At 68.4% G+C, this 21694-nt stretch carries 20 protein-coding genes; 11 read left to right on the top strand and 9 right to left on the bottom strand.

Annotation, left to right across the window (positions count from 1 at the left end; genetic code table 11):
- Positions 1 to 138: 138 nt before the first annotated feature.
- Both JL101_RS03835 and JL101_RS03830 read right to left on the bottom strand, forming a co-directional pair.
- Positions 139 to 1197 carry a MaoC family dehydratase gene (locus JL101_RS03835; protein ID WP_203098435.1) on the bottom strand — a complete coding sequence of 353 codons (1059 nt, stop codon included), beginning with the start codon at positions 1195 to 1197 and terminating at the stop codon, positions 139 to 141.
- Positions 1198 to 1238: 41 nt separating this feature from the next.
- Positions 1239 to 2129: an HpcH/HpaI aldolase/citrate lyase family protein gene (locus JL101_RS03830; protein ID WP_203098436.1), complete on the bottom strand. Its 891-nt coding sequence runs from the start codon at positions 2127 to 2129 to the stop codon at positions 1239 to 1241.
- A 233-nt stretch (positions 2130 to 2362) separates the two neighbouring features.
- Here JL101_RS03830 and JL101_RS03825 point away from each other — a divergent pair, with 233 nt between their 5' ends.
- Both JL101_RS03825 and pdxY read left to right on the top strand, forming a co-directional pair.
- Positions 2363 to 3730, top strand: coding sequence for a GGDEF domain-containing protein (locus tag JL101_RS03825; protein WP_203098437.1), 1368 nt, complete (start codon positions 2363 to 2365; stop codon positions 3728 to 3730).
- Positions 3727 to 4587: a pyridoxal kinase PdxY gene (gene pdxY / locus JL101_RS03820; RefSeq protein ID WP_203098438.1), complete on the top strand. Its 861-nt coding sequence runs from the start codon at positions 3727 to 3729 to the stop codon at positions 4585 to 4587. The genes JL101_RS03825 and pdxY overlap by 4 nt, the downstream gene beginning before the upstream one ends.
- Positions 4588 to 4753: 166 nt before the next feature.
- On the opposite strand, the gene JL101_RS03815 is transcribed toward pdxY, so the two are convergent.
- Positions 4754 to 5773, bottom strand: coding sequence for an aspartate-semialdehyde dehydrogenase (locus tag JL101_RS03815; RefSeq protein WP_203098439.1), 1020 nt, complete (start codon positions 5771 to 5773; stop codon positions 4754 to 4756).
- Between the two features lie 169 nt (positions 5774 to 5942).
- Here JL101_RS03815 and JL101_RS03810 point away from each other — a divergent pair, with 169 nt between their 5' ends.
- Positions 5943 to 6293 (top strand): DUF962 domain-containing protein, encoded by a 351-nt coding sequence (locus JL101_RS03810; RefSeq protein ID WP_203098440.1) that lies wholly within the window; start codon positions 5943 to 5945, stop codon positions 6291 to 6293.
- Complete coding sequence (locus tag JL101_RS03805) at positions 6290 to 6553, top strand: hypothetical protein (RefSeq protein ID WP_201077482.1); 264 nt, start codon at positions 6290 to 6292, stop codon at positions 6551 to 6553. Before JL101_RS03810 ends, JL101_RS03805 begins: the two co-directional genes overlap by 4 nt.
- Before the next feature lie 301 nt (positions 6554 to 6854).
- Here the strand turns inward: JL101_RS03805 and JL101_RS03800 are convergent, their stop codons facing one another.
- From JL101_RS03800 to leuC, 4 genes are all read right to left on the bottom strand, one after another.
- On the bottom strand, positions 6855 to 7706 hold the full coding sequence (locus JL101_RS03800) for an RpnC/YadD family protein (RefSeq protein WP_203098441.1): 852 nt from the start codon (positions 7704 to 7706) through the stop codon (positions 6855 to 6857).
- 103 nt (positions 7707 to 7809) lie between these two features.
- On the bottom strand, positions 7810 to 8922 hold the full coding sequence (gene leuB, locus JL101_RS03795) for a 3-isopropylmalate dehydrogenase (RefSeq protein ID WP_203098442.1): 1113 nt from the start codon (positions 8920 to 8922) through the stop codon (positions 7810 to 7812).
- A 78-nt stretch (positions 8923 to 9000) separates the two neighbouring features.
- Positions 9001 to 9612 (bottom strand): 3-isopropylmalate dehydratase small subunit, encoded by a 612-nt coding sequence (gene leuD / locus JL101_RS03790; protein WP_203098443.1) that lies wholly within the window; start codon positions 9610 to 9612, stop codon positions 9001 to 9003.
- Between the two features lie 15 nt (positions 9613 to 9627).
- Positions 9628 to 11034 (bottom strand): 3-isopropylmalate dehydratase large subunit, encoded by a 1407-nt coding sequence (gene leuC / locus JL101_RS03785; protein WP_203098444.1) that lies wholly within the window; start codon positions 11032 to 11034, stop codon positions 9628 to 9630.
- A 185-nt stretch (positions 11035 to 11219) separates the two neighbouring features.
- Here leuC and JL101_RS03780 point away from each other — a divergent pair, with 185 nt between their 5' ends.
- Positions 11220 to 11588, top strand: a complete 369-nt coding sequence (locus JL101_RS03780; RefSeq protein ID WP_203098445.1) for a cupin domain-containing protein — start codon at positions 11220 to 11222, stop codon at positions 11586 to 11588.
- Between the two features lie 190 nt (positions 11589 to 11778).
- A complete protein-coding gene (locus JL101_RS03775) occupies positions 11779 to 12459 on the top strand; it encodes a superoxide dismutase (protein ID WP_228435269.1) in 681 nt (226 codons plus the stop codon).
- A gap of 77 nt (positions 12460 to 12536) precedes the next feature.
- On the opposite strand, the gene JL101_RS03770 is transcribed toward JL101_RS03775, so the two are convergent.
- Positions 12537 to 14699 (bottom strand): DNA topoisomerase, encoded by a 2163-nt coding sequence (locus JL101_RS03770; protein ID WP_203098447.1) that lies wholly within the window; start codon positions 14697 to 14699, stop codon positions 12537 to 12539.
- Between the two features lie 196 nt (positions 14700 to 14895).
- Here JL101_RS03770 and JL101_RS03765 point away from each other — a divergent pair, with 196 nt between their 5' ends.
- On the top strand, positions 14896 to 16041 hold the full coding sequence (locus tag JL101_RS03765) for a hypothetical protein (RefSeq protein ID WP_203098448.1): 1146 nt from the start codon (positions 14896 to 14898) through the stop codon (positions 16039 to 16041).
- A 16-nt stretch (positions 16042 to 16057) separates the two neighbouring features.
- On the opposite strand, the gene serB is transcribed toward JL101_RS03765, so the two are convergent.
- Positions 16058 to 16969, bottom strand: coding sequence for a phosphoserine phosphatase SerB (serB, locus tag JL101_RS03760; protein WP_203098449.1), 912 nt, complete (start codon positions 16967 to 16969; stop codon positions 16058 to 16060).
- Positions 16970 to 17028: 59 nt separating this feature from the next.
- Between serB and miaA the strand changes: the two genes are divergently transcribed.
- The 4 genes from miaA to ilvC all read left to right on the top strand — a co-directional run bounded on the left by miaA (position 17029) and on the right by ilvC (position 21631).
- A complete protein-coding gene (gene miaA, locus JL101_RS03755; RefSeq protein ID WP_203098450.1) occupies positions 17029 to 17970 on the top strand; it encodes a tRNA (adenosine(37)-N6)-dimethylallyltransferase MiaA in 942 nt (313 codons plus the stop codon).
- Between the two features lie 163 nt (positions 17971 to 18133).
- Entirely contained in the window at positions 18134 to 19909 is a 1776-nt protein-coding gene (locus JL101_RS03750; RefSeq protein WP_203098451.1) for an acetolactate synthase 3 large subunit, read from the top strand.
- A gap of 105 nt (positions 19910 to 20014) precedes the next feature.
- Positions 20015 to 20521 (top strand): acetolactate synthase small subunit, encoded by a 507-nt coding sequence (ilvN, locus tag JL101_RS03745; protein WP_203098452.1) that lies wholly within the window; start codon positions 20015 to 20017, stop codon positions 20519 to 20521.
- 90 nt (positions 20522 to 20611) lie between these two features.
- Positions 20612 to 21631 (top strand): ketol-acid reductoisomerase, encoded by a 1020-nt coding sequence (ilvC, locus tag JL101_RS03740; RefSeq protein ID WP_203098453.1) that lies wholly within the window; start codon positions 20612 to 20614, stop codon positions 21629 to 21631.
- Positions 21632 to 21694: the final 63 nt, after the last annotated feature.

The raw sequence follows: 21694 nt of genomic DNA, 5'->3' as shown, positions 1-21694 counted from the left end.
CGGTTTATCGTAGGTCGGCCTCGGCCGAAGGCCGACGCCGACAGCATGGCCGGAGCGTCGGCGCAGGGTGTCGGCGTTCGCCCTTGCGGGCGAAGGCTGACCTACGGTTGCGCCGAAACACCAGGGCGGCTGGGCCGGTCAGGACACCCGGCGCGGCATCAGCACGGTGTAGTCGAGGTCGAGCACGACGGACGGGTCGGTCTTCCCGTCCGCCCCGGTGCCGGGGAAGTCGGCGCAGGGCCGGTCCTTGGCGGCGACGGTGCGCAGGCGCAGCACGCCGATGTCGTGGCGGCCGGGCAGTTCGTGCTTCTCCAGCACCTCGCTCCAGGCATAGATGGTGTCGCCCGCGAAGGTCGGGGCGACGTGGCGCCCGCCGTTGATCGCGGCGATGCGGACCGCGTTGGCCAGCCCGTTGAAGCTGAGGGCGCGGGCGATGCTGATGATATGGCCGCCATAGATCAGCCGCCGGCCGAACCGCCCGTCCTTCTCGGTGTGCTGGTTGAAGTGGACGCGCGCGGTGTTCTGGTAGAGGCGGGTCGCCATGGCGTGCTCCGCTTCCTCGATCGTCATGCCGTCGGCATGGTCGATCCGCTCGCCCTCCTCGTAGTCGTCCCACAGGTGTGGGGAGCCCGCCGCGACCGTGTCGTAGACCGCGAAGCCGGCGCCGGTCGGCACGATCAGGTCGTGGACCGCGACGGCGTCGGGCAGCTCGGGAACCACCGGGTCGGGCGCCGGGGCCGATTCGTCGCGCTTGCGGACCATCACCCAGCGGCAATAATCCAGCACCATCTCGTCCCGCTGGTTGACGCCGATGGAGCGGACATAGACCGTGCCGGTCTTGCCGTTGGAATTCTCCTTCAGGCCGATCACCTGGGAGACCGAGGACAGGGTGTCGCCGGGATAGACCGGCTCCCCGAAGCGGCAGGCGGCGTAGCCCAGGTTGGCGACCGCGTTCAGCGAGACGTCGGGCACGGTCTTGCCGAACACCACGTGGAAGGCCAGCACGTCGTCGATGGTCGCACCCTCGAACCCGAGGTCCTGGGCGAAGGTGTCCGCCGAATGCAGGGCGAAGCGGGAGCCGGTGAGCGCCACGTAGAGCGCCATGTCGCCTTCGGTCACGGTGCGCGGCGTGGCGTGGACGATCTCCTGGCCCAGGCGGAAATCTTCGAAGTAGTTGCCGGGATTGGTCTTGGTCATGGCCTTGGCTCTCTCCTGACGCGGGAACTGGGATGGGGGTGTCAGGCGGCCGCGGCGTCGCCGTCCATGGCCTCGATCGCTTCGGCGAGCGCCACCAGGCGGCGGGCGTTCTCGACGTGCAGGTTCTCCACCAGCTTGCCGTCCACCAGAACCACGCCCTTCCCCTCGGCCACGGCGGCCTGGAAGGCGTCGATGATTCGGCGGGACCAGGCCACCTCCTCGGCGGACGGGCCGAACACCGCGTTGGCGGCGGCCAGAGTCTTGGGGTGGATCAGGGTCTTGCCGTCGAAGCCCAGCTCCAGCCCCTGCCGGCAGCTGGCGGCGAACCCCTCGTCGTCGTTCAGGTCGAGATAGACGCCGTCCAGGATGGCGAGGTTGTAGGCCCGCGCCGCCAGCAGGCACAGGCCCAGGCTGGTGATCATCGGCAGGCGGTCCCGCGTGTGGGCGGCGTGGAGGTCCTTGGCGAGGTCGGAGGTGCCCATCACGAGACCGCCCAGCCGGGGGGAGGCGCCGGCGATCTCCTTGACGTTGAGCATCGCCAGCGGCGTCTCCATCATGCACCAGATCCGCTGGTCGGCCGGAGCGCCGGACGCCGCCAGCACCTGCTCCGCCTGGCGGACCATGTCGGCCGACTCCACCTTCGGCAGCAGCACCGCATCGGCGCCCGAGGTGGCGGCGAACACCAGGTCCTCGTAGCCCCAGGGGGTATTGAGCCCGTTGGTCCGGACGATCAGCTCGCGCCTTCCGTAGCCGCCGCCCCGGATCGCGTCGCCGATCTGGGTCCGGGCCTGCGCCTTGGCATCGGGAGCGACCGCGTCCTCCAGGTCGAGGATCAGCCCGTCGGCCTGCAGGGTCTTGCCCTTCTCCATGGCCCGCGGGTTGGACCCCGGCATGTAGAGGACGCTGCGACGGGGGCGGACAGTCATTGCCATGGGTGTTCTCCCGAAGATGCCGGCTTGATTCGGCCGGGACCTTACAGCGCGGGTGCGGCAAAGGGCAATCGGCGACATGGGCGGAGGTGCAGCACAATGACGCGCCACGCTTAGGTGGCGGATTTTGCGTCCGATCTCCCCCGCAATTTGATATGATATCGTCGTTTCCACCGATGAATCGCCCATCCCCGGGAGGCTCCGTTTCCCCTGGCGGACGGCGGACCGCAATCAGAATGTTCGCTCCCGCAGGCCATACCGCCGAGATCATCAGCGTCCTGCTCGTCGAGGACCAGCCGGGCGACGCCGATCTGGTGACCCGGACGCTGGGCGGCCGACGCGGCCAGTTCGGGGTGACCTGGGTCGAGACGCTGGCGCACGCGCTGACGCTGCTCGCCGAGACGCGCTACGATGTCGTCCTGCTCGACCTGTCGCTGCCGGACAGCCAGGGCTTCCAGACCATCGGCGCGGTGCGCCGCGCCGCGCCCACCCTGCCCCTGATCGTCCTGACCGGGCTGAGCGACAACGACATGGCGCTGGCCGCGGTCGAGGCCGGCGTCCAGGACTTCCTGGTGAAGGGCGAGTTCGAGGACGCCATGATCGAGCGCGCGGTGCGGCACGCGATCGCGCGCGGCCAGCTGGAGGACCGGCTGCGCCGGTCGGAGGCGCGGCTGAAGAACATCCTGGACCTCGCCCACGACGCCGTCGTGTCGGTCGATGCCGGCCAGCGCATCGTCCTGTTCAATCCGGCGGCGGAACGGATGTTCGGCTACCGCACCGACGAGATCCTGGGCGAACCGCTGTCGCGGCTGGTCCCCGAGCCGCTGCGCGCCCGGCATTCCGCCCATTTCAGCGAATTCCTGCGCAATGCCGTGACCGCGCAGGTCATGGCCGACCGGCCCGAGGTGAGCGGCCGGCGCCGCGACGGCACCGGCTTTCCGGTCGAGATCTCGCTGTCCCGGTCCGAGGGGCCGGAAGGCCCGATCTTCACCGCCATGATCCGGGACATCACCGGCCGCAAGCGGACCGAGGCGGAGCTGGTGCTGCTGGCGACCACCGACCCGCTGACCGGGATCGCCAACCGGCGCCACCTGCTGGACTGCGCCGAGCGCGAGTTGGCGCGTCTGCGCCGGTCGGGCGCCCCGTTCAGCCTGATCATGGCCGATGTCGACCACTTCAAGCGGATCAACGACACCTACGGGCACGCGGTCGGCGACGAGGCGCTGATGCTCCTGGCGTCCGCCTTCCGCCCGGTGATCCGGGAGAACGACCTGGCCGGCCGCATGGGCGGCGAGGAGTTCGCCATCCTGCTGCCGGAAGCCCGCGAGGACGAGGCCATGGCCGTGGCGGAGCGGGTCCGCCACCATGTCGCCGGCCTGCGCCTGCCCGCCATGTCCGGCATGTCCGCCGCGGGCGCGCCGGGCACCGGGATCCGCTTCACCGTCAGCCTGGGCGTGGCGGAGGGCCGGCGCGACGACAGCCGGATCGAGCAGCCGCTGGCCCGGGCCGACCAGGCGCTCTACGAGGCCAAGGCCGCGGGGCGGAACCGCGTGATGCGGGCTGGTGCGGCGCGCGAGCTTGTGGCACCGTTGGCGGCGCCATGAAACAGATCCTCAGCATCCAGTCCCACGTCGCCTTCGGCTATGTCGGCAACCGTGCGGCCGTGTTCCCGCTCCAGCGCCTCGGGTTCGACGCGATGGCGGTCAATACCGTCCAGTTCTCCAACCATACCGGCTACGGGTCCTGGACCGGCCAGGTCTTCACGCCCGAGCACATCGCCGACGTGATCGACGGCATCGGCCAGCGCGGCGGCTTGGACCGTTGCGGCGCCGTGCTGTCCGGCTACATGGGCGGGGCGGCCCTGGGCCAGGTGATCGTCGAGACGGTCCGCCGGGTCCAGGCCGGCAACCCCCGCGCGGTCTATTGCTGCGACCCGGTGATGGGCGACGTCGGGCGCGGCTTCTTCGTCAGCGAGGACATCCGCAGCTTCATGCGGGAGCACGCGGTCCCCGCCGCCGGGATCATCACCCCCAACCAGTTCGAGCTGGAGTTCCTGACCGGGCGGGAGGTCCGCTCGATGGAGGACGCGCTGGCCGCGGCGGCGGCTGCCCGCGCGCTGGGGCCGAAGCTGGTGCTGCTGACCAGCCTGACCCGTGCCGAGGCGGCCCCCGACACCATCGAGATGCTGCTGGACACGCCGGACGGCGCCTATGTGGTGGCGACGCCCCGCCTGCCGCTGGACCCGCCGCCCAACGGGGCGGGCGACTGCGTGGCCGCGGTGTTCCTGGCGAAGTACCTGGAGACCGGCGACGCGGCGGCGGCCCTGGGGCATGCCGCGGCGGCGATCTACGGCGTGTTCGCCGCGACGCTGAAGGTCGGGACGCGGGAGCTTCAGCTGATCGCCGCCCAGGACGAGCTGGTGCGCCCGGGGCGGCTGTTCGACGTCGCCAAGGTGCGCTAGGGGGAAGGGATTCTTGCCACAGATTACGGCGATGGACAGGGATGATCCACGGCGGTGCGGCGCCTGATCTCCCCATGACCTCTTCATGGTCTCATCGAGGTCTCCTCATGATCTCCTCATGCCCGGACTTGATCCGGGCATGATGAAGGAAGCGTGTTGCCGCCCGTTACTTCCGCAGATAGCTGCCTGCCAGCAGTTCCGCGATCTGCACCGCGTTGAGGGCGGCGCCCTTGCGCAGGTTGTCGGCGACGACCCAGAGGTTCAGGCCGTTCTCGACCGAGAAGTCCTCCCGGATGCGCGAGACGAAGACGGGGTCGTCGCCGGCGCATTCCACCGGGGTGACGAAGCCCTCGTCGGCGCGGTGGTCGATCACGGTGATGCCGGGGGCTTCGCGCAGCGCCTCGGTCGCCTCCTCCGCCGTGATCGGCCGTTCGAACTCGACATTGACGGCCTCGGCATGGCCGATGAAGACCGGCACGCGCACGCAGGTGGCGGTGACGGTGATGCGGGGGTCGAGGATCTTCTTGGTCTCGACCATCATCTTCCACTCCTCCCGGGTGGTGCCGTCCTCCATGAAGCTGTCGATGTGGGGAATGACGTTGAAGGCGATCTGCTTGTCGAACTTGCGCTTCTCGACCGGGTCGTTGACGTAGATGGCGCGGGTCTGGTTGAACAGCTCGTCCATGCCGTCCCTGCCCGCCCCCGACACCGACTGGTACGTGGAGACCACGATGCGCTTGATGCGGGCGAGGTCGTGCAGCGGCTTCAGCGCCACCACCATCTGGATGGTCGAGCAGTTGGGATTGGCGACGATGTTGCGCTTGGTGTAGCCGGCCAGCGCCTCGGGGTTGACCTCCGGCACGACCAGGGGCACGTCCGGCTCCATCCGGAAATGGGACGTGTTGTCGATCACGACGCAGCCGGCGCCGGCGGCCTTTGGCGCGTACTGGGCGGACACCTTGCCGCCGGGCGACGAGAGCGCGATGTCCCAGCCCCGGAAGTCGAACTTGGCGAGGTCCTGGACGTCCAGGATATCCTTCTCGCCGAAGGAGACCTGGGTGCCGATGGAGTTTTCCGACGCGAGGGCGGCGACGGCGTCCACCGGGAAATTGCGCTCCGCCAGGGTGGTCAACATCTCGCGCCCGACATTGCCGGTGGCGCCGATGACCGCGACCTTGTAGCCCATGATGCGTTCCTGTTTCTTTTCTGGGTATCGGACCGGGCGCGCCTTTTGGGACGGCGCCCGTGACTATCCGTCAAGGGTACTTGACTTATGCCCCGCGCCGCCCGTTTGCAAGGACGGGGGTGATTCGACATGATGAGTCCCCGGAGGACGCTGCTCCTGGAGGATGGACATGGCGCGCGACTATTCGACATATCGCGAGTTCTGGCCCCATTACCTGGCCGAGCACAGCCGGCCGGGCACCCGGGCCTTCCACTTCGCCGGCACCGCGCTGGCGCTGGTCCTGCTGGGGGCCGCCGCCGCGACCGGCAACGGCTGGCTGGTCGTGGCGGCCGTCGTCTCCGGCTACGCGTTCGCCTGGATCAGCCACATGGCGATCGAGCGGAACCGGCCGGCGACGTTCACCTATCCGCTCTGGTCTTTGGCCAGCGATTTCCGCATGTTCTACCTGTTCGTGACGGGGCGGCTGGATGCCGAACTGCGCCGTCACGCGGATCAGCACTCCAGACGGGAGCCGGCGTGAGCACCAATCTCTTGCGCGACACGATCGCCCTGGCGATCAAGGACGCGGACAAGTCGTTCTTCAACGAGGACTATGTGAAGCAGGCCACGGCGGTGATCATCGCGCTGCGCAAGGCCGGGTTCGAGATCGTGCCGACCAAGGCCTCGGACGGGCTGGTCGATTTCGCCTGCGACAACCTGCCCTTCGGCCGGCTGAAGCAGCAGGACTTCATCAAGGAACTGTATGTGCTGCTGGTGGAGAACAGCCGGAAATTCCCGTGAGGACCCCCCGGGGTTTGGCCGCATGTGTCAGCATCCGTCATCATGGGGACCCGAACGGGGTGACGGCGCCGGGCTCGGCAGGGAATGCGGGCATGGCCGGAGGTTTCGCGGAGAGGTGGGATTTTAGGTATTTTATCCTTGAACGGTTAAGGATTGCTTTCGTGCCCGCGCCGGCCATGTTACCGGTCTCCATCATGGGTTAGGTATAGCCCGCTGTCGGAGTTCGCCCTGCGGGCGAAGTCCGACCTACGGGGATGGGGCGCTTTGCCGATCAGGGCGGTGGTTGTCCAGGAACTGCATGTCAGTTTGGACGCAGATCGAGGATCGCGTCGAGTTCGGCGGCAGTCAGCTTCCGGCTATCGTCGATGGCGTCGAACCAGCGGTCGAGATCATCGGCAGATCCCTGGCGGACGCGCTCAGCCACATGGCCGGGAACCGATCCGATGCGGCGCTCGATAAGGCGCAGCAGGCTTTTCACCTGTCCCTTCGCGAAGGCCTCGTCGTACAGCGGGTACTCTTCCAGAGTGAACTGCACTGCCATGTTCCTGACCTCCTCCACTACGACCGGGGCGGCTTTCCGCAGTTTCGACAGGGTCAGGAGCCGGTTGGCCGCGTCGTTCCGGTCCCGCCTGCCGAGTGTCGCGAGCCGCGCCAGGATCGCGCGCACGCGCTCTCGAATATCGTCGCATTTGCACTGGATTGCCAGTACCGCGTCGTCGGGCGACGGGCTGTCGAGCAGCGGGCCGGCGTCGAAGTCGGCGATGTAGCGGACCTCGAAGCGGAAGTTCAGGTTGGGATGGAAGATGCCGACGGGCTCGTCGGCCCGGCGCTCGCCGAGGCGCAGCACGAGCTGGGTGACCGGCGCGTTGCCGTAGCGTTCGGAGATCAGGCCGTAATACTCGTACATCCGCCAGACGATGTCCGGAGAAGTGCCTGATTCCAGCTCCAGGTGGAAGACGCCGCCGCCGGCCAGTTCGGCCACCATGTCGGGGCGGCGCAGGCGGATGCTGGCGAACTCGGTGGGGACGAAGCGCTCGACGTCGGCGCCGGTCAGCATGCGCAGCAGGGCCGGGGTGCCGGTCCAGACCAGCGCCTTGATCGTCGCGTCGTAATCGTGCCCCACGAGCCGCCCCTTGCATGCCTGTGCATGCATCTCATGGCGGTTTTGCGCGCGATGGTCGATGCGGCGCGGTGACGCGAGGCGTATCGGGATATCGGGAAGCGCGGGCCGGGGCCGGCCCGCGCTTCGGATCGGTTCAGGACGCGATCTTGTCCAGCACGCGGACGATCGAGTCGCCCATCACCGACGTGGAGCAGCGGGCCATGCCCGGCGCCATGATGTCGGAGGTGCGGGTGCCGCCGTTCAGCACGGTCTGGACCGCCTTCTCGATCAGGTCGGCGTCCTCGTTCATGTCGAACGAGTAGCGCAGCATCATGGCGAAGCTGAGCAGCGTCGCGATCGGGTTGGCGAGGTCGCGGCCGGCGATGTCCGGAGCGGAGCCGTGGACCGGCTCGTACAGGGCGCGGCGGCGGCCGGTGTCGTCCGGGGCGCCCAGCGAGGCAGACGGCAGCATGCCGAGCGAGCCGGTCATCATCGCCGCCTCGTCCGACAGCATGTCGCCGAACAGGTTGTCGGTGACGATGACGTCGAACTGCTTGGGGTTCTTGATCAGCTGCATGGCGCAGTTGTCGGCGTACATATGCGACAGCTCGACGTCGGAATATTCGGCCTTGTGCAGGGCGGTCACCTCCTGGCGCCACAGCAGGCCGGATTCCATCACGTTGGCCTTCTCGACCGAGCAGACCTTGTTCTGCCGCTTGCGCGCCAACTCGAAGGCGACGCGGGCGACGCGGTGGATCTCCGACGTGGTGTAGACCTGGGTGTTGACGCCGCGGCGCTGGCCGTCGGGCAGTTCCTCGATCCCGCGCGGCTCGCCGAAATAGACGCCGCCGGTCAGCTCGCGGACGATCATCAGGTCCAGGCCGCGGACGATGTCCGCCTTGAGGGTCGAGGCGTCCACGAGAGCGTCGAACACGATCGCCGGGCGCAGGTTGGCGAACAGGCCCAGCTCCTTGCGCAGGCGCAGCAGGCCGGCCTCGGGGCGCTTGTCGAAGCCGATATTGTCCCACTTGGGGCCGCCGACGGCGCCCAGCAGCACGGCGTCGACGCCCATGGCGTCGGCCATCGTCTCGTCGGAAATGGGAACGCCGTAGTGGTCGATGGCGATGCCGCCGACCAAGCCTTCCTGAACGTCGAACGTCACACGCCTCTTGCGATCCATCCAGTCGATCACGCGCCGCACCTGGCGCATCACTTCCGGGCCGATACCATCACCGGGCAGTATCAGCAGCTTCTTGTTGGCGGACATCGCGTGTTCACTCCATGGATTATGTGCTGCGGAGCTTTGTAGTGCGCCGGGGCGCTCCTGAAAAGCTCCCCTGATGCGCTATGCCCACAGCCAGGGTTGCGTGCCGCGCTGCGATGTCTCGTAAGTGTCGATCGAGCCGGCGTGCTCCAGCGTCAGCCCGATATCGTCCAGGCCGTTCAGCAGGCAGTGCTTCCGGAAGGGATCGACGTCGAACCGGATCGTGCCGCCGTCGGGGCCGGTGATCTCCTGCTTCTCCAGGTCCACCGTGACGACGGCGTTGGAGCCGCGCTCGGCGTCGTCCATCAGCAAGTCCACCTGCTCCTGCGGCAGGACGATCGGCAGGATGCCGTTCTTGAAGCAGTTGTTGTAGAAGATGTCCGCGAAGCTGGGGGCGATGACGCAGCGGATGCCGAAGTCGGCCAGCGCCCAGGGGGCGTGCTCGCGCGAGGAGCCGCAGCCGAAATTGTCGCCGGCGACCAGGATCTTCGCCTGGCGGTAGGCCGGCTTGTTCAGCACGAAGTCGGGCTTCTCCGCCCCTTCCGGGGTGTAGCGCATCTCGTCGAACAGGTGCTTGCCCAGGCCGGTCCGCTTGATCGTCTTGAGGAACTGCTTGGGGATCAGCATGTCGGTATCGACGTTGATGATCGGCAGCGGGGCCGCGACCCCGGTCAGCGTGGTGAATTTTTCCATGATGCGGGACGCTCCTCAGGCGAGTTCGCGGATGTCGGTCAGGTGGCCGGTCACCGCCGCCGCCACGGCCATCGCCGGGCTGACCAGGTGGGTACGGCCGCCGCGGCCCTGCCGGCCCTCGAAGTTGCGGTTCGAGGTGGAGGCGCAGCGCTCGCCGGGGTTGAGCTTGTCGGCGTTCATGGCGAGGCACATGGAGCAGCCGGGCTCGCGCCAGTCGAAGCCGGCCTCCTTGAAGATCACGTCCAGGCCCTCTTCCTCCGCCTGCTCCTTCACGAGGCCGGAGCCGGGGACGATCATGGCGTAGACGCCGTCGGCGACCTTGCGGCCCCGGGCGACCGTGGCCGCGGCGCGCAGGTCCTCGATCCGGCCGTTGGTGCAGGAGCCGATGAAGACCTTGTCCACCTTGACCTGGTTGAGCGGCGTGCCGGGGGTCAGGCCCATGTAGTCCAGCGCGCGCTCGATCGCGGCGCGCTTCGCCTTGTCGGCGATGTCGGCCGGGTTGGGCACGGAACCGGTGATCGGCAGCACGTCCTGCGGGCTGGTGCCCCAGGTGACCTGCGGCACGATGTCCTCCGCCTTCAGCACCACTTCCTTGTCGTAGACCGCGCCCTCGTCGCTGGGCAGCGTGCGCCAGTAGGCCACGGCCTGCTCCCAGGCGCCGGCCTTGGGGGCGTAGGGGCGGCCCTTCAGGTAGTCGAAGGTGGTGTCGTCCGGGGCGATCAGGCCGGCGCGGGCGCCCGCCTCGATCGACATGTTGCAGACGGTCATGCGGCCTTCCATGGACAGGTCGCGGATCGCCTTGCCGGCGTATTCGATGACGTGGCCGGTGCCGCCGGCGGTGCCGATCACCCCGATCACGGCCAGGATCAGGTCCTTGGCGGTGACGCCGAGAGCCAAGTCGCCGTCCACCGTGATGCGCATGTTCTTGGCCGGGCGCTGCTGGAGCGTCTGGGTCGCCAGCACGTGCTCGACCTCGGACGTGCCGATGCCGAAGGCCAGCGCGCCGAACGCGCCGTGGGTCGCGGTGTGGCTGTCGCCGCACACGATGGTCATGCCCGGCTGGGTCAGGCCCTGCTCCGGCCCGATGATGTGGACGATGCCCTGGCGGATGTCGTCCATGGCGTAGTAAGGCACGCCGAAGTCGCGGGCGTTCATCTCCAGCGTCTCGACCTGGATGCGGCTCTCCTCGTCGGCGATGCCCTGGCTGCGGTCGCTGGTCGGCACGTTATGGTCGGCGACGGCCAGCGTCGCTTCCGGGCGGCGCACCTTGCGCCCGGCAAGTCGCAGTCCCTCGAAAGCCTGCGGACTGGTCACTTCGTGCACCAGGTGACGGTCGATATAGAGGACGCAGGTGCCGTCCTCCTGGCGGTGGACGACGTGGCTGTCCCAGATCTTGTCGAAGAGAGTGCGCGGCTTGGCCATTTCTTTAATTCTCTGATTCACGTTCCATCGGGGGACCCGAACTGCCCGGCCCGGGGGCCGGACTCGCCTCTGGGCGTCAACATAGCCCCTGCCCCTCCGCGTCTCAAGGGACTAGACTTTAATGCAATACAGCCAGCGCATTTCGGAGCATCCCATGCGCGGCGCCCCCGGAAAAAGGAAATTTCATGTCGAAACGCATCTCCGACCTCGCCGTGATCGGGGAGACCCCGTCCGAGGAATATGTCATCCGCCCGGACGAGGAGCGCATCCTTGCGGGATCTCCCGACCAGGTGGCGTGGAACCATTTCACCGATGCAACCGGCCAGTTCTCGGCCGGCATCTGGGAGGGCGCCCCCGGCGTGTGGCGGGTGAACTTCACCGAGAACGAGTTCTGCCATCTGCTGGCGGGCGTGGTCGTGGTGCGCGACGAGGCGGGCGGCGAGCGGACCTTCAAGGCGGGGGATGCCTTCGTGATGCCGGCGGGGTTCGTGGGGACTTGGGAGGTGGTGGAGCGGGCGCGGAAGCTTTATGCGAGCTTCGAGGCGGTGGAGTAGGAGGCGGTGATCTGTTGGAGACTGATCGAAAGTGCGCTCCGATCAGTCTCGAAGAGAAAATGCACGGCGCCCATTTAGGCAATGGGGCGGTGCCGGCATGAGGCACCCGCCGAAGACTGCATCAGGGAGGGCACGAGCGATGCTGATGATGGGGCGCCGCGGATTTCTTGCGGCTGCGGGGGCTGTCTCGATGGTCACGCTGGCGGGCGGAGCGGTGGGCCGGGCGTGGGCCCAGGCGCCGTCGGGGCCGTTCAAGCTGGAGCCGCTGGGTTATGCGCCGTCGGCGCTGGAGCCGCACATCGATGCCAAGACCATGGAGATCCACCATGGGCGCCATCACGCGGCCTATGTCAACAACCTGAACGCGGCGGTAAAGGACCATTCCAGGGTCGCGGAGATGCCGCTCCAGAACATCCTGGCGAAGCTCGGCGAGATGCCCGAGGCGGTGCGGACAGCAATCCGGAACAATGGCGGCGGGCACGCCAACCACACCATGTTCTGGCAGATCATGGGGCCGGGCGGCGGTGCCCCGGCGGGCGAGCTGAAGGCCGCGATCGACCGCGACCTGGGCGGCCTGGAGTCCATGAAGGAGCTGTTCAACGGCGCCGGGGCGCGGGTGTTCGGGTCCGGCTGGGTGTTCGTGACGGTGGACCGCCAGGGCAAGCTGGCGCTGGACAGCCGGCCGAACCAGGACACGCCTCTGATGGACGGCAAGCGCGTGCTGATGGGCAACGACGTGTGGGAGCACGCCTATTACCTGACTTATCAGAACCGCCGGGCCGACTACCTGAAGGCCTGGTGGAACACGGTGAACTGGGCCAAGGTCGGCGAGCGCTACGCCGCCGCCAAGGCGGGGTCGCTGACGGTCTGAGGCCGCCGCCGGCGTCGTTTCCGGGGAGGGGCGGCGTCACGCCGCCCATGGTGCGCGGGACGCGCACCCTCCGGGTGTCAGGGCGAGACCTTGGCGTGCGCGTCCAGGAACTTGCGGCAGGCGTCGAAGTCGGTGCTTACCTCCGGGGGCAGCGGGACGCCCTTGCGGGTCGCGAGGCTGTTGGCGAAGGCCAGCATCTTCTCGGTCGGCGGATTGCCGGACGGCTTGGGCGCGGCCTTGCGCGGCGTGGTGGCCCGGCGGCGCTTCGGTGCCGCAGAAGCCTCGCCGTCGGCAGGCGCCGCGGACTTTCGCTTGCGCGCGGTTCCGGGTGCGGCGGCGCGGCGCTTGGACGGGGTCTTGGCGACGGGAGGGGCCGGGGCGCCCAGGTCCAGGGCCGTGCCCCGGCGGGACCGGAGGGCGCCGATCAGGCGTTCGGCCTCGGTCGCGATGCCGTCGATGACGTGGCGGAACTCGGCCCGGCCGGTCACGATCTCGTCCAGCCGCATCTCCCAGACGGCGGTGGTGCCGGGATCGACCAGCACGGGCGCGGAGGTCCGGAGCAGCTCGAACAGGTGGAGGCCGGCCGGCGTCGGCACCACCAGCTTGCCGTCGGTCGCCAGCATGTTCTGCCGCTTGAGCCCCTTGATCACCTCGGCGCGGGTCGCCGGCGTGCCGATGCCCTTGGCTTCCTTCAGCCGGTCGCGCAGCGCCGGGTCCTCGACGAAGCGCCAGGCGTTCTGCATGGCGTCGATCAGGGTGCCCTCGTTGTAGCGGGGCGGTGGCTGGGTGCGCTTGGCCTCCACCTTGGCGTCGGACAGGGTGGCGGGGTCACCGTCGTTGACGGGGGGTAGGGTCTGCTCGTTCTCGGGCTCGGCGGGGGCGCCCGGCTCGGTGCCGCCGAAGACCTGCTTCCAGCCCAGCCGGATCGGCACGCGGCCGATGGTGCGGAACTCCACGGGCTTGCCCGGCGGCATTGAACCCGGCACGGGCACCGGCATGGTGATTGTGGTCTGGCGGTACTCGTAGTCCGGCATCACGATCGCGAGGTAGGAGCGGCAGATCAGCGCGAACAGGCGCTTCTCGTCGTCGCTCAACCGGGCCAGCCGGGGCTCCAGGTCGTTGAGGACGTTGACGTTGGGGACGATCGCGTGGTGCGACACGCCTTCCAGCGACTTGTCGTGGAAATGGCCGGACTTGCCCTTGCGGATCACCGGGCGGGAGATGTCCAGGTGGGCGAAGCCCCGTAATGCCGTGAGCGCGCCGACGACCGCCGGCACGTCGGCGATCTGGTTCTCCGACAGGTAGCGGGCCTCGGCCCGGGGATAGGTTATCAGCTTCTTACCGTCGCCGTCGTACAGCTCCTGGGCGACCGCCAGGGTCTTGTCGGCGTTCCAGCCCCAGCGCTGGCCGCAGGTCTTCTGGAGCGCGGGCAGGTCGAACAGGCGGGGGGGACCCTGCCGCTTCTCCTCCACCGTCACCGCCAGGGGTCCCCGGCAGCCTTCCGCCGCGGCGGCGATCGCCTCCGCCCGGGCGCGGTCCTTGATCCGGTCCTTGGGCGGCGGGGCGTGGCGCATCAGGAAGGTGCCGGCCCCCACCGTCGCGGTGGCCGTGACCTCGAAATAATCCTCCGGCTTGAAGTTCAGGATCTCCAGCTCGCGCAGGCAGACGATCGCCAGGGTCGGCGTCTTGACCCGGCCGATGCCGATGACGCCCTTGACGCCCGGCGCCAGCAGGGTCGTGGTCGCGGTGCGCGTCAGGGACAGGTTGAAGATCTGGTCGGCCTGCTGGCGCGCGACCGCCGCCTCGTAGACGGGGCGCAGCTCGGCGTTGGGCTTCAGCCGGTCGAAGGCGTCGCGGATCGTCTTGGGGTCCTGCGCGGTGAAGATGGCGCGCAGCACCGGCCCGCGGAACCCGACATGCTCCAGGATCTCCTGCCCGATCAGCTGGCCCTCGCGGTCGCAGTCGGTCGCCAGGATCACCCGGTCGCACGCCTTCAGCGCCGACGCGATGGCCTGGAACTTGGCCGGCTTGTTGCCGTTCGGGTCCGGCCGAGTCGGGTACAGCCCGTCGGGCTTGAGCAGGGCCGAGGACCAGCGCTTCCAGGCGGGATTGACCTCGTCCGGCTCGGCCAGCCGCAGCAGGTGCCCCTCCGCCGGCAGGATGCGGCCGAACCGGTCGCCCAGCGCGGCGCGCAGGTCTTTGGCCTGACTGGATTTTTCCGTGATGATGACGGTCGCCATGGGAAGCATGCCGGGCTGTGGGGACAGGTCTACATTAAGGGGTACGCGCAAACAAATCAAGAACATCGGCGGAGGGTTGCAGCCCTCCGCCAGAGCCGCACACGCCGCGGTAGTGCATGATTTGTCTTTTATAATTTATTTATGCTTTCCGCGAAATCTCATGTCCTTTCGGTTGTCAATTTCCTGGAGGCCATCCGTGACGGATACATCGGTCAACAATCTGGTCCGGCTGGCGGCCGCGAACGGTTCGCCCGAAGCGGAATGGGGCGAGGTCACCCTGACCCAGCGGATCGCCCTGGAATGCGACGCCATGGCCCGGCACGCGATGGGCAGCGGGACCGTGATACCGGATCCGCTGATGCAGTCCCTGGACCTGGTCGAGACGGCGGTGAATTCCGGAGGGGTGCCGCTCGCGACGCTCGGCGCGATCCATACCCAGCTGGCCAGGGTGGTGGCGCCGGCGTCGCCCCGGACGATCTACCTGCTCCAGATCGACCGGGCGCGCAACGGCTGGATCTCCTGCCTGGGGCCGCTGCCGTCGATCCGGAGGCTGGTGGTCGGCGCCACTCTGTTCACCCTGCTGTTCGTGCTGACCAGCCTGTCGGACGCCGTCAACCTTCCCAACCTGGCGTCCGACATCTATTCGATGAGCGGGATGGAAAGCTTCCTGGTGCTGGTTTTCCTGATGAGCGCGGCGGCGATGGGTGGGTGCTTCCACGCGCTGTTCATCGCCCACTCCTATATCGGGGCCGGCACCTACGACCCGCATTTCGAATCGTCCTACTGGATCCGGATCGGCCTGGGCGTGATCGCCGGGCTCGTCCTGTCGCAGATGATCCCGATCGGGCCGGAGATCGACCAGGCGACCGGGGCGGTCACCTCGACCTCGGCGGCTGCCACCTTCAGCAAGCCGCTGCTGGCCCTGCTCGGCGGCTTCTCGGCGACTCTGGTCTACACGATCCTGCAGCGGCTGGTGGACACGGTCGAATCCCTGTTCAAGCAGAAGACGGACCCGTCCGCGGCTCCCGCCCGCGGCTCCGCCCCGGCGGCTTCGGACTTCGCGCCGGTTCTTGCTCCGGCTCCCGCGCCTGCTCCGGCTCCCGCGCCTGCTCCCGCTCCCACCTCCGCTCCCGCGGCGGCGGATGCTCAGGCCCCGGCGGAGGGTGCCCCGGGCACCCTGGCGGGCAGCGCCGCGGCGGTAGCGGCGGTCGCCGCCGCGACGACGGCCGCGGCGGCCGCCATGGCCCCCGCCGCCGCGGAGCCAGAGGCCGCCCCGCCGGCGGACGCTCCGCAGCCGGCGGACGCTCCGGATGCTCCGGACGCGGAGCGGAAAACGGCGTGACGGGAAGCGCCGGACGTCAGGAGATCAGGCGGGGCGCCTGGATCTCCTCGGTCCGGTAGCCCTGGGCGTAAAGCAGCGCCGTCAGGTCGGAGCGCTCCACCCGCGCCCGCGCCTGGGCCGCCACCGCCGGCTTGGCGTGGAACGCGACGCCCAGCCCGGCGGCCTGGAGCATCGGCAGGTCGTTGGCGCCATCGCCCACCGCGATGGACTCCCGCAGCGGGATCCGCTGGGCGCCGGCGACCCGGATCAGGGCGGCCACCTTGGCGTCCTTGTCCAGGATCGGCTCGACCGCTCGGCCGCTCAGCCTTCCGTCCGCGATTTCGAAATCGTTGGCCTGGTCCTCGTCGAACCCGACCGTGGCGCGCACCCGCTCGGTGAAGAACTTGAAGCCGCCGGACACCAGGGTACAGTAAGCGCCGTTCGCCTTCATGGTCGCGACCAGCGCCAGCGCGCCCGGCATCAGGTCGACCCGGCCGTAGACCTGGTCCAGCGCCTCGACCGGCAGGTCCTTGAGGAGCGCCACCCGCTCGCGCAGCGCGTCCTTGAAGTCGATCTCGCCGTTCATCGCGCGCCAGGTGATCCCGGCGATCAGGTCCTTGAGCCCGACCAGCTCGGCCAGTTCGTCCAGCATCTCCTGCCGGATGATGGTGGACTCCATGTCGGCCACCAGCAGCCGCTTGCGGCGTCCCTCGGCCGGCTGGGTGATCAGGTCCACCGGACGCCCGGGCAAGGCGGTGTGGAGCGCCGCGTCGGCCTGGTCGCAGTTGAGCCCGTCGAACGGGATGTCGCAGGCGACGCCGGGGGCGAGCCAGTCCGGAGCGCCGGTTTCGGCCCCCAGGTCCTTCAGGGCGGCGCGCGCGGCGCCTACCGTGCTATCGTCCAGGTCGGCGGCGGCGGGATCGGCGATCAGGGTCAGAACATTGTTCATGGAAGTATCCGCGGGCGAGGGTCGGCCGCCTTTATGAAATGTCTCACCAAGCGTTGTCCATGCCAGATAAACCCGTAGTCGTCGTCGGCGGACCTACCGCCAGCGGCAAATCCGCGCTGGCACTCGATCTGGCCGAGGAATTCGGCGGTACCGTCATCAATGCCGACAGCATGCAGATCTACGCCGAGCTGCCGGTCCTGACCGCCCGGCCGACCGCGGAGGACGAGGCGCGGGCGCCGCACCGGCTCTACGGCGCGCTGCCGGCGTCGGAGCGCTGCTCGGCGGCGCGCTGGCAGGCGCTGGCCCTGGCGGAGATCGCCGAGGCCCACGCGGCCGGGCGGCTGCCGATCGTGGTCGGCGGCACCGGCCTCTATATCCGGGCGCTGATGGAGGGGCTGGCCGACATCCCGCCGATCCCCGAGGCGGTCCGGGCTTCCGTGCGGGAGCGCCGGGAAGCGCTGGGTGCCCCGGGGTTGCACGCGCTGCTGGCCGAACGCGACCCCGCCACGGCGGCCCGCCTGAAGCCGGGCGACGGCCAGCGCCTGGGCCGCGCGCTGGAGGTGCTGGAGGCGACCGGCCGGTCGATCACCGACTGGCAGTCCGCCCCGGCGGCCGGCCCGCCGCCCGGCCTGCGCTTCGTGCCGTTCGTGGTCGATCCGCCGCGCGGCGCGCTGTACGCCGCCTGCGACCGGCGCTTCGACATCATGATGGAGCGCGGCGCCCTGGACGAGGTCCGCGCGCTGCTGGAGCTGGACCTCTCCCCCGGCCTGCCGGCCCTGAAGGCGCTGGGCGTGCCGGAACTTTCGGCCTATCTGCGCGGCGAGGCCGCGCTGGAGGACGCGGTCGCCGCCGCCAAGACCTCGACCCGGCGCTACGCCAAACGGCAGGGCACCTGGTTCCGCCACCAGCTCGGCCCGGCGCATGGCAGCCATGTGATTAACGCGCAAGATTCGGAAAGCATGCAACAAACGGTTCGCAACATAATTCGCAAAATGGGTTGACCCTGGAAAATGTTTTGATTAGGTTGCGGCTTCCCGGCCCTCGGCACAGCCCCGGGCCGAAGTGCCAACTTGCTGAAATTCCTGAGAAACAACGGGATTTTCATAGACGGAGACGAGGCATCCGCGGTGCGCGCGGGTGCGCTACACACGAAGGTAGTCAAAGATGTCCGAGAACAAGCTGACCGGTGCGGAGATCGTCATCAAGTCCCTGAAGGACCAGGGCGTAGACGTCATTTTCGGCTATCCCGGCGGCGCGGTACTTCCGATCTATGACGCCCTGTTCAAGCAGAACGACCTGCGCCACATCCTGGTGCGTCACGAACAGGCGGCTGTCCATGCGGCGGAAGGTTATGCGCGCTCGACCGGCAAGGTCGGCGTCGTTCTCGTAACGTCCGGCCCCGGCGCCACCAACGCGGTCACCGGCCTGACCGACGCGCTGATGGACAGCATCCCGATCGTGTGCCTGAGCGGCCAGGTGCCGACGCACCTGATCGGCAACGACGCCTTCCAGGAAGCCGACACGACCGGCATCACCCGGCCCTGCACCAAGCACAATTACCTGGTGAAGGACGTCGCCAACCTGGCGCGGACCATGCACGAGGCGTTCTGGGTCGCGAAGAGCGGCCGCCCCGGCCCGGTCGTGATCGACATCCCCAAGGACGTGCAGTTCGCAGACGGCCCGTACGTGCCGCCGAACGAGGTCAGGCACAAGACCTACCGCCCGCAGGTCAAGCCGGAGATCGCCCGCGTCGAAGAGGCGGTCGAGCTGATCGCCAACGCCAAGCGGCCGATCTTCTATACCGGCGGCGGCGTGATCAATTCCGGCCCGCTGGCTTCCAAGCTGCTGACCCAGTTCGTCCGCATGACGGGCTATCCCTGCACCAACACCCTGATGGGCCTGGGTGCCTATCCGGCGTCGGACCCGCAGTTCCTGGGCATGCTGGGCATGCACGGCACCTACGAGGCCAACCTGGCGATGCACGGGTGCGACGTGATGATCAATATCGGCGCGCGGTTCGACGACCGCGTGACCGGCAAGCTGTCGGAGTTCTCGCCCGGCAGCAAGAAGATCCATGTGGACATCGATCCCAGCTCGATCAACAAGAACGTCCGGGTGGACGTGCCGATCGTCGGCGACTGCGCCCATGTCCTGGAAGACATGATCCGCATCTGGAAGGCCCGCCAGAAGCGTCCGGACAAGGAGGCGCTGAAGCAGTGGTGGGCCCAGATCGCCGAGTGGCGGGGCCGCGACTGCCTGCGCTACATCCACTCCGACCCGGTGATCAAGCCGCAATACGCGCTTGAGCGGCTGCGCGAGCTGACCCGGAACCGCGACACCTACATCACGACCGAGGTCGGCCAGCACCAGATGTGGGCCGCCCAGTTCATCCCCTTCGAGGAGCCGAACCGCTGGATGACGTCGGGCGGGCTGGGCACCATGGGCTACGGCTTGCCGGCCGCCATCGGCACCCAGATCGCGCATCCCGACGCGCTGGTGGTGGACGTGTCGGGCGAGGCGTCCTTCATGATGAACATGCAGGAGCTGGCGACCGCGGTCCAGTACCGCCTGCCGATCAAGGTGCTGATCCTGAACAACCAGTACATGGGCATGGTCCGCCAGTGGCAGGAACTGCTGCACGGCAGCCGCTATTCGGAGAGCTACAGCGAGGCCCTGCCCGACTTCGTCAAGCTGGCCGAGGCCTTCGGCGGCGTGGGATTGCGCGCCACCAAGGTGTCGGAGGTGGACGCGGTGCTTCAGGAAATGATCGACGTCCGCCGCCCGGTGATCGTCGACATGTGCGTGGACCAGAAGGAAAACTGCTTCCCGATGATCCCCGGCGGGAGGGCACACAACGAAATCCTGCTGGGCCCGGCGGACCAGCAGGGCAACGGGATGCAGCGGGACAGCACTCCCGAGGAAGGCATGGTCCTGGTATAAGGCGCCGCTTTCCGCGGTCGAAAGGCCGGTCCCGCGACGGCGCGGGGCCGGTCGTCATGCGCCCATACCAACCAACCCAATGCCATCCCTGCTGGAGCCCGTTCCGTGGAAATCAACATCGAAAAGCACACCATCTCCGTCCTGGTCGACAACGAGCCGGGCGTGCTCGCCCGCGTCATCGGCCTGTTCTCCGGCCGGGGCTACAACATCGAGAGCCTGACCGTCGCCGAGGTGGATGCCGAGCAGCAGGTCTCGCGCATCACCATCGTGACCAGCGGCACCCGCATGATCATCGAGCAGATCAAGAACCAGCTCGACCGGCTGGTTCCGGTCCACCGGGTGCGCGACCTGACCGACGAGGGTCCCTTCATCGAGCGCGAGCTGGCGCTGATCAAGGTGGCCGGCACCGGCGACCGGCGCATCGAGAGCCTGCGGATCGCCGACATCTTCAAGGCCCGCGTGGTCGACGCGACGCTCAACTCCTTCGTGTTCGAAATGACCGGCACGGCGGCCCAGCTGGACGACTTCATCGGGCTGATGCGTCAGCTCGGGCTGGTCGATGTCAGCCGGACCGGCGCCGCCGCCATCTCCAAAGGCGCCGCCAGCCTGTAGAAACGAAAGCGCGGAACTTCCCCCAGCCCCAAACCCGGCCTATTGTGCCCGGAATTAACCGACTGTAGCGAAAACCGAGGAACATCCACCATGCGCGTCTATTACGATCGTGATGCCGACGTCAACCTGATCAAGGGCAAGAAGGTCTGCATCGTCGGCTACGGCAGCCAGGGCCACGCCCATGCCAACAATCTGCGCGACAGCGGCGTAAAGGACGTGATCGTCGGCGCCCGTCCGGGCAGCCCGAGCGGCGCCAAGGCCGAGGCCGCCGGCTTCACCGTCATGACCCCGGCCGAGGCCGCCAAGGTCGCCGACGTGATCATGGTGCTGACCCCCGACGAGCTCCAGGCCGACCTGTACCGCGACCATCTCGCTCCGAACATGAAGGAAGGCGCCGCCCTGGCCTTCGCCCACGGCCTGAACGTCCACTTCAACCTGATCGAGCCGCGCGCCGACATCGACGTGTTCATGATCGCGCCGAAGGGTCCCGGCCACACCGTCCGCAGCGAGTATGTGCGCGGCGGCGGCGTGCCCTCGCTGGTGGCGGTCCACCAGAACGCCTCGGGCAACGCGCTGGAGCTGGCGCTGTCCTACGCCTCTGCCAACGGCGGCGGCCGCGCCGGCGTGATCGAAACGACCTTCAAGGAAGAGTGCGAGACCGACCTGTTCGGCGAGCAGGCCGTGCTGTGCGGCGGCCTGACCGCCCTGATCCAGGCCGGCTTCGAGACGCTGGTGGAAGCCGGCTACGCGCCCGAGATGGCTTATTTCGAGTGCCTGCACGAGGTCAAGCTGATCGTCGACTTGATCTACGAGGGCGGCATGGCCAACATGCGCTACTCGATCAGCAACACGGCCGAGTACGGCGACTACACCCGCGGCCCGCGCGTCGTGACGCCGGAGACCAAGGCCGAGATGAAGCGCATCCTGGACGACATCCAGTCCGGCCGCTTCACCCGCGACTGGATCCAGGAGTGCAAGGTCGGCCAGCCCAGCTTCAAGGCCATGCGCCGCCGCAACGCCGAGCACCAGATCGAGGAAGTCGGCGAGAAGCTGCGCGCCATGATGCCCTGGATCTCCGCCAACAAGCTGGTGGACAAGACCAAGAACTGATCGGGGCGTCCTGCGCCGGTGCAGGCGAAGGGAACCGGGGTCAGCCCCGGTTCCCAGGCTCCG

Origin of the sequence: Skermanella rosea (assembly GCF_016806835.2) — a bacterium.
Classification (GTDB): Bacteria; Pseudomonadota; Alphaproteobacteria; order Azospirillales; family Azospirillaceae; genus Skermanella; species Skermanella rosea.
This window is presented reverse-complemented; position numbering and strand designations above follow the sequence as displayed.

Bases quoted from the DNA above. Each gene is read 5' to 3' on its own strand.
- JL101_RS03835 (WP_203098435.1), bottom strand. From the start codon at position 1,197: ATGACCAAGACCAATCCCGGCAACTACTTCGAAGATTTCCGCCTGGGC.
- JL101_RS03830 (WP_203098436.1), bottom strand. From the start codon at position 2,129: ATGGCAATGACTGTCCGCCCCCGTCGCAGCGTCCTCTACATGCCGGGG.
- JL101_RS03825 (WP_203098437.1), top strand. From the start codon at position 2,363: ATGTTCGCTCCCGCAGGCCATACCGCCGAGATCATCAGCGTCCTGCTC.
- pdxY (WP_203098438.1), top strand. From the start codon at position 3,727: ATGAAACAGATCCTCAGCATCCAGTCCCACGTCGCCTTCGGCTATGTC.
- JL101_RS03815 (WP_203098439.1), bottom strand. From the start codon at position 5,773: ATGGGCTACAAGGTCGCGGTCATCGGCGCCACCGGCAATGTCGGGCGC.
- JL101_RS03810 (WP_203098440.1), top strand. From the start codon at position 5,943: ATGGCGCGCGACTATTCGACATATCGCGAGTTCTGGCCCCATTACCTG.
- JL101_RS03800 (WP_203098441.1), bottom strand. From the start codon at position 7,706: ATGCATGCACAGGCATGCAAGGGGCGGCTCGTGGGGCACGATTACGAC.
- leuB (WP_203098442.1), bottom strand. From the start codon at position 8,922: ATGTCCGCCAACAAGAAGCTGCTGATACTGCCCGGTGATGGTATCGGC.
- leuD (WP_203098443.1), bottom strand. From the start codon at position 9,612: ATGGAAAAATTCACCACGCTGACCGGGGTCGCGGCCCCGCTGCCGATC.
- leuC (WP_203098444.1), bottom strand. From the start codon at position 11,034: ATGGCCAAGCCGCGCACTCTCTTCGACAAGATCTGGGACAGCCACGTC.
- JL101_RS03780 (WP_203098445.1), top strand. From the start codon at position 11,220: ATGTCGAAACGCATCTCCGACCTCGCCGTGATCGGGGAGACCCCGTCC.
- JL101_RS03775 (WP_228435269.1), top strand. From the start codon at position 11,779: ATGGTCACGCTGGCGGGCGGAGCGGTGGGCCGGGCGTGGGCCCAGGCG.
- JL101_RS03770 (WP_203098447.1), bottom strand. From the start codon at position 14,699: ATGGCGACCGTCATCATCACGGAAAAATCCAGTCAGGCCAAAGACCTG.
- serB (WP_203098449.1), bottom strand. From the start codon at position 16,969: ATGAACAATGTTCTGACCCTGATCGCCGATCCCGCCGCCGCCGACCTG.
- miaA (WP_203098450.1), top strand. From the start codon at position 17,029: ATGCCAGATAAACCCGTAGTCGTCGTCGGCGGACCTACCGCCAGCGGC.
- JL101_RS03750 (WP_203098451.1), top strand. From the start codon at position 18,134: ATGTCCGAGAACAAGCTGACCGGTGCGGAGATCGTCATCAAGTCCCTG.
- ilvC (WP_203098453.1), top strand. From the start codon at position 20,612: ATGCGCGTCTATTACGATCGTGATGCCGACGTCAACCTGATCAAGGGC.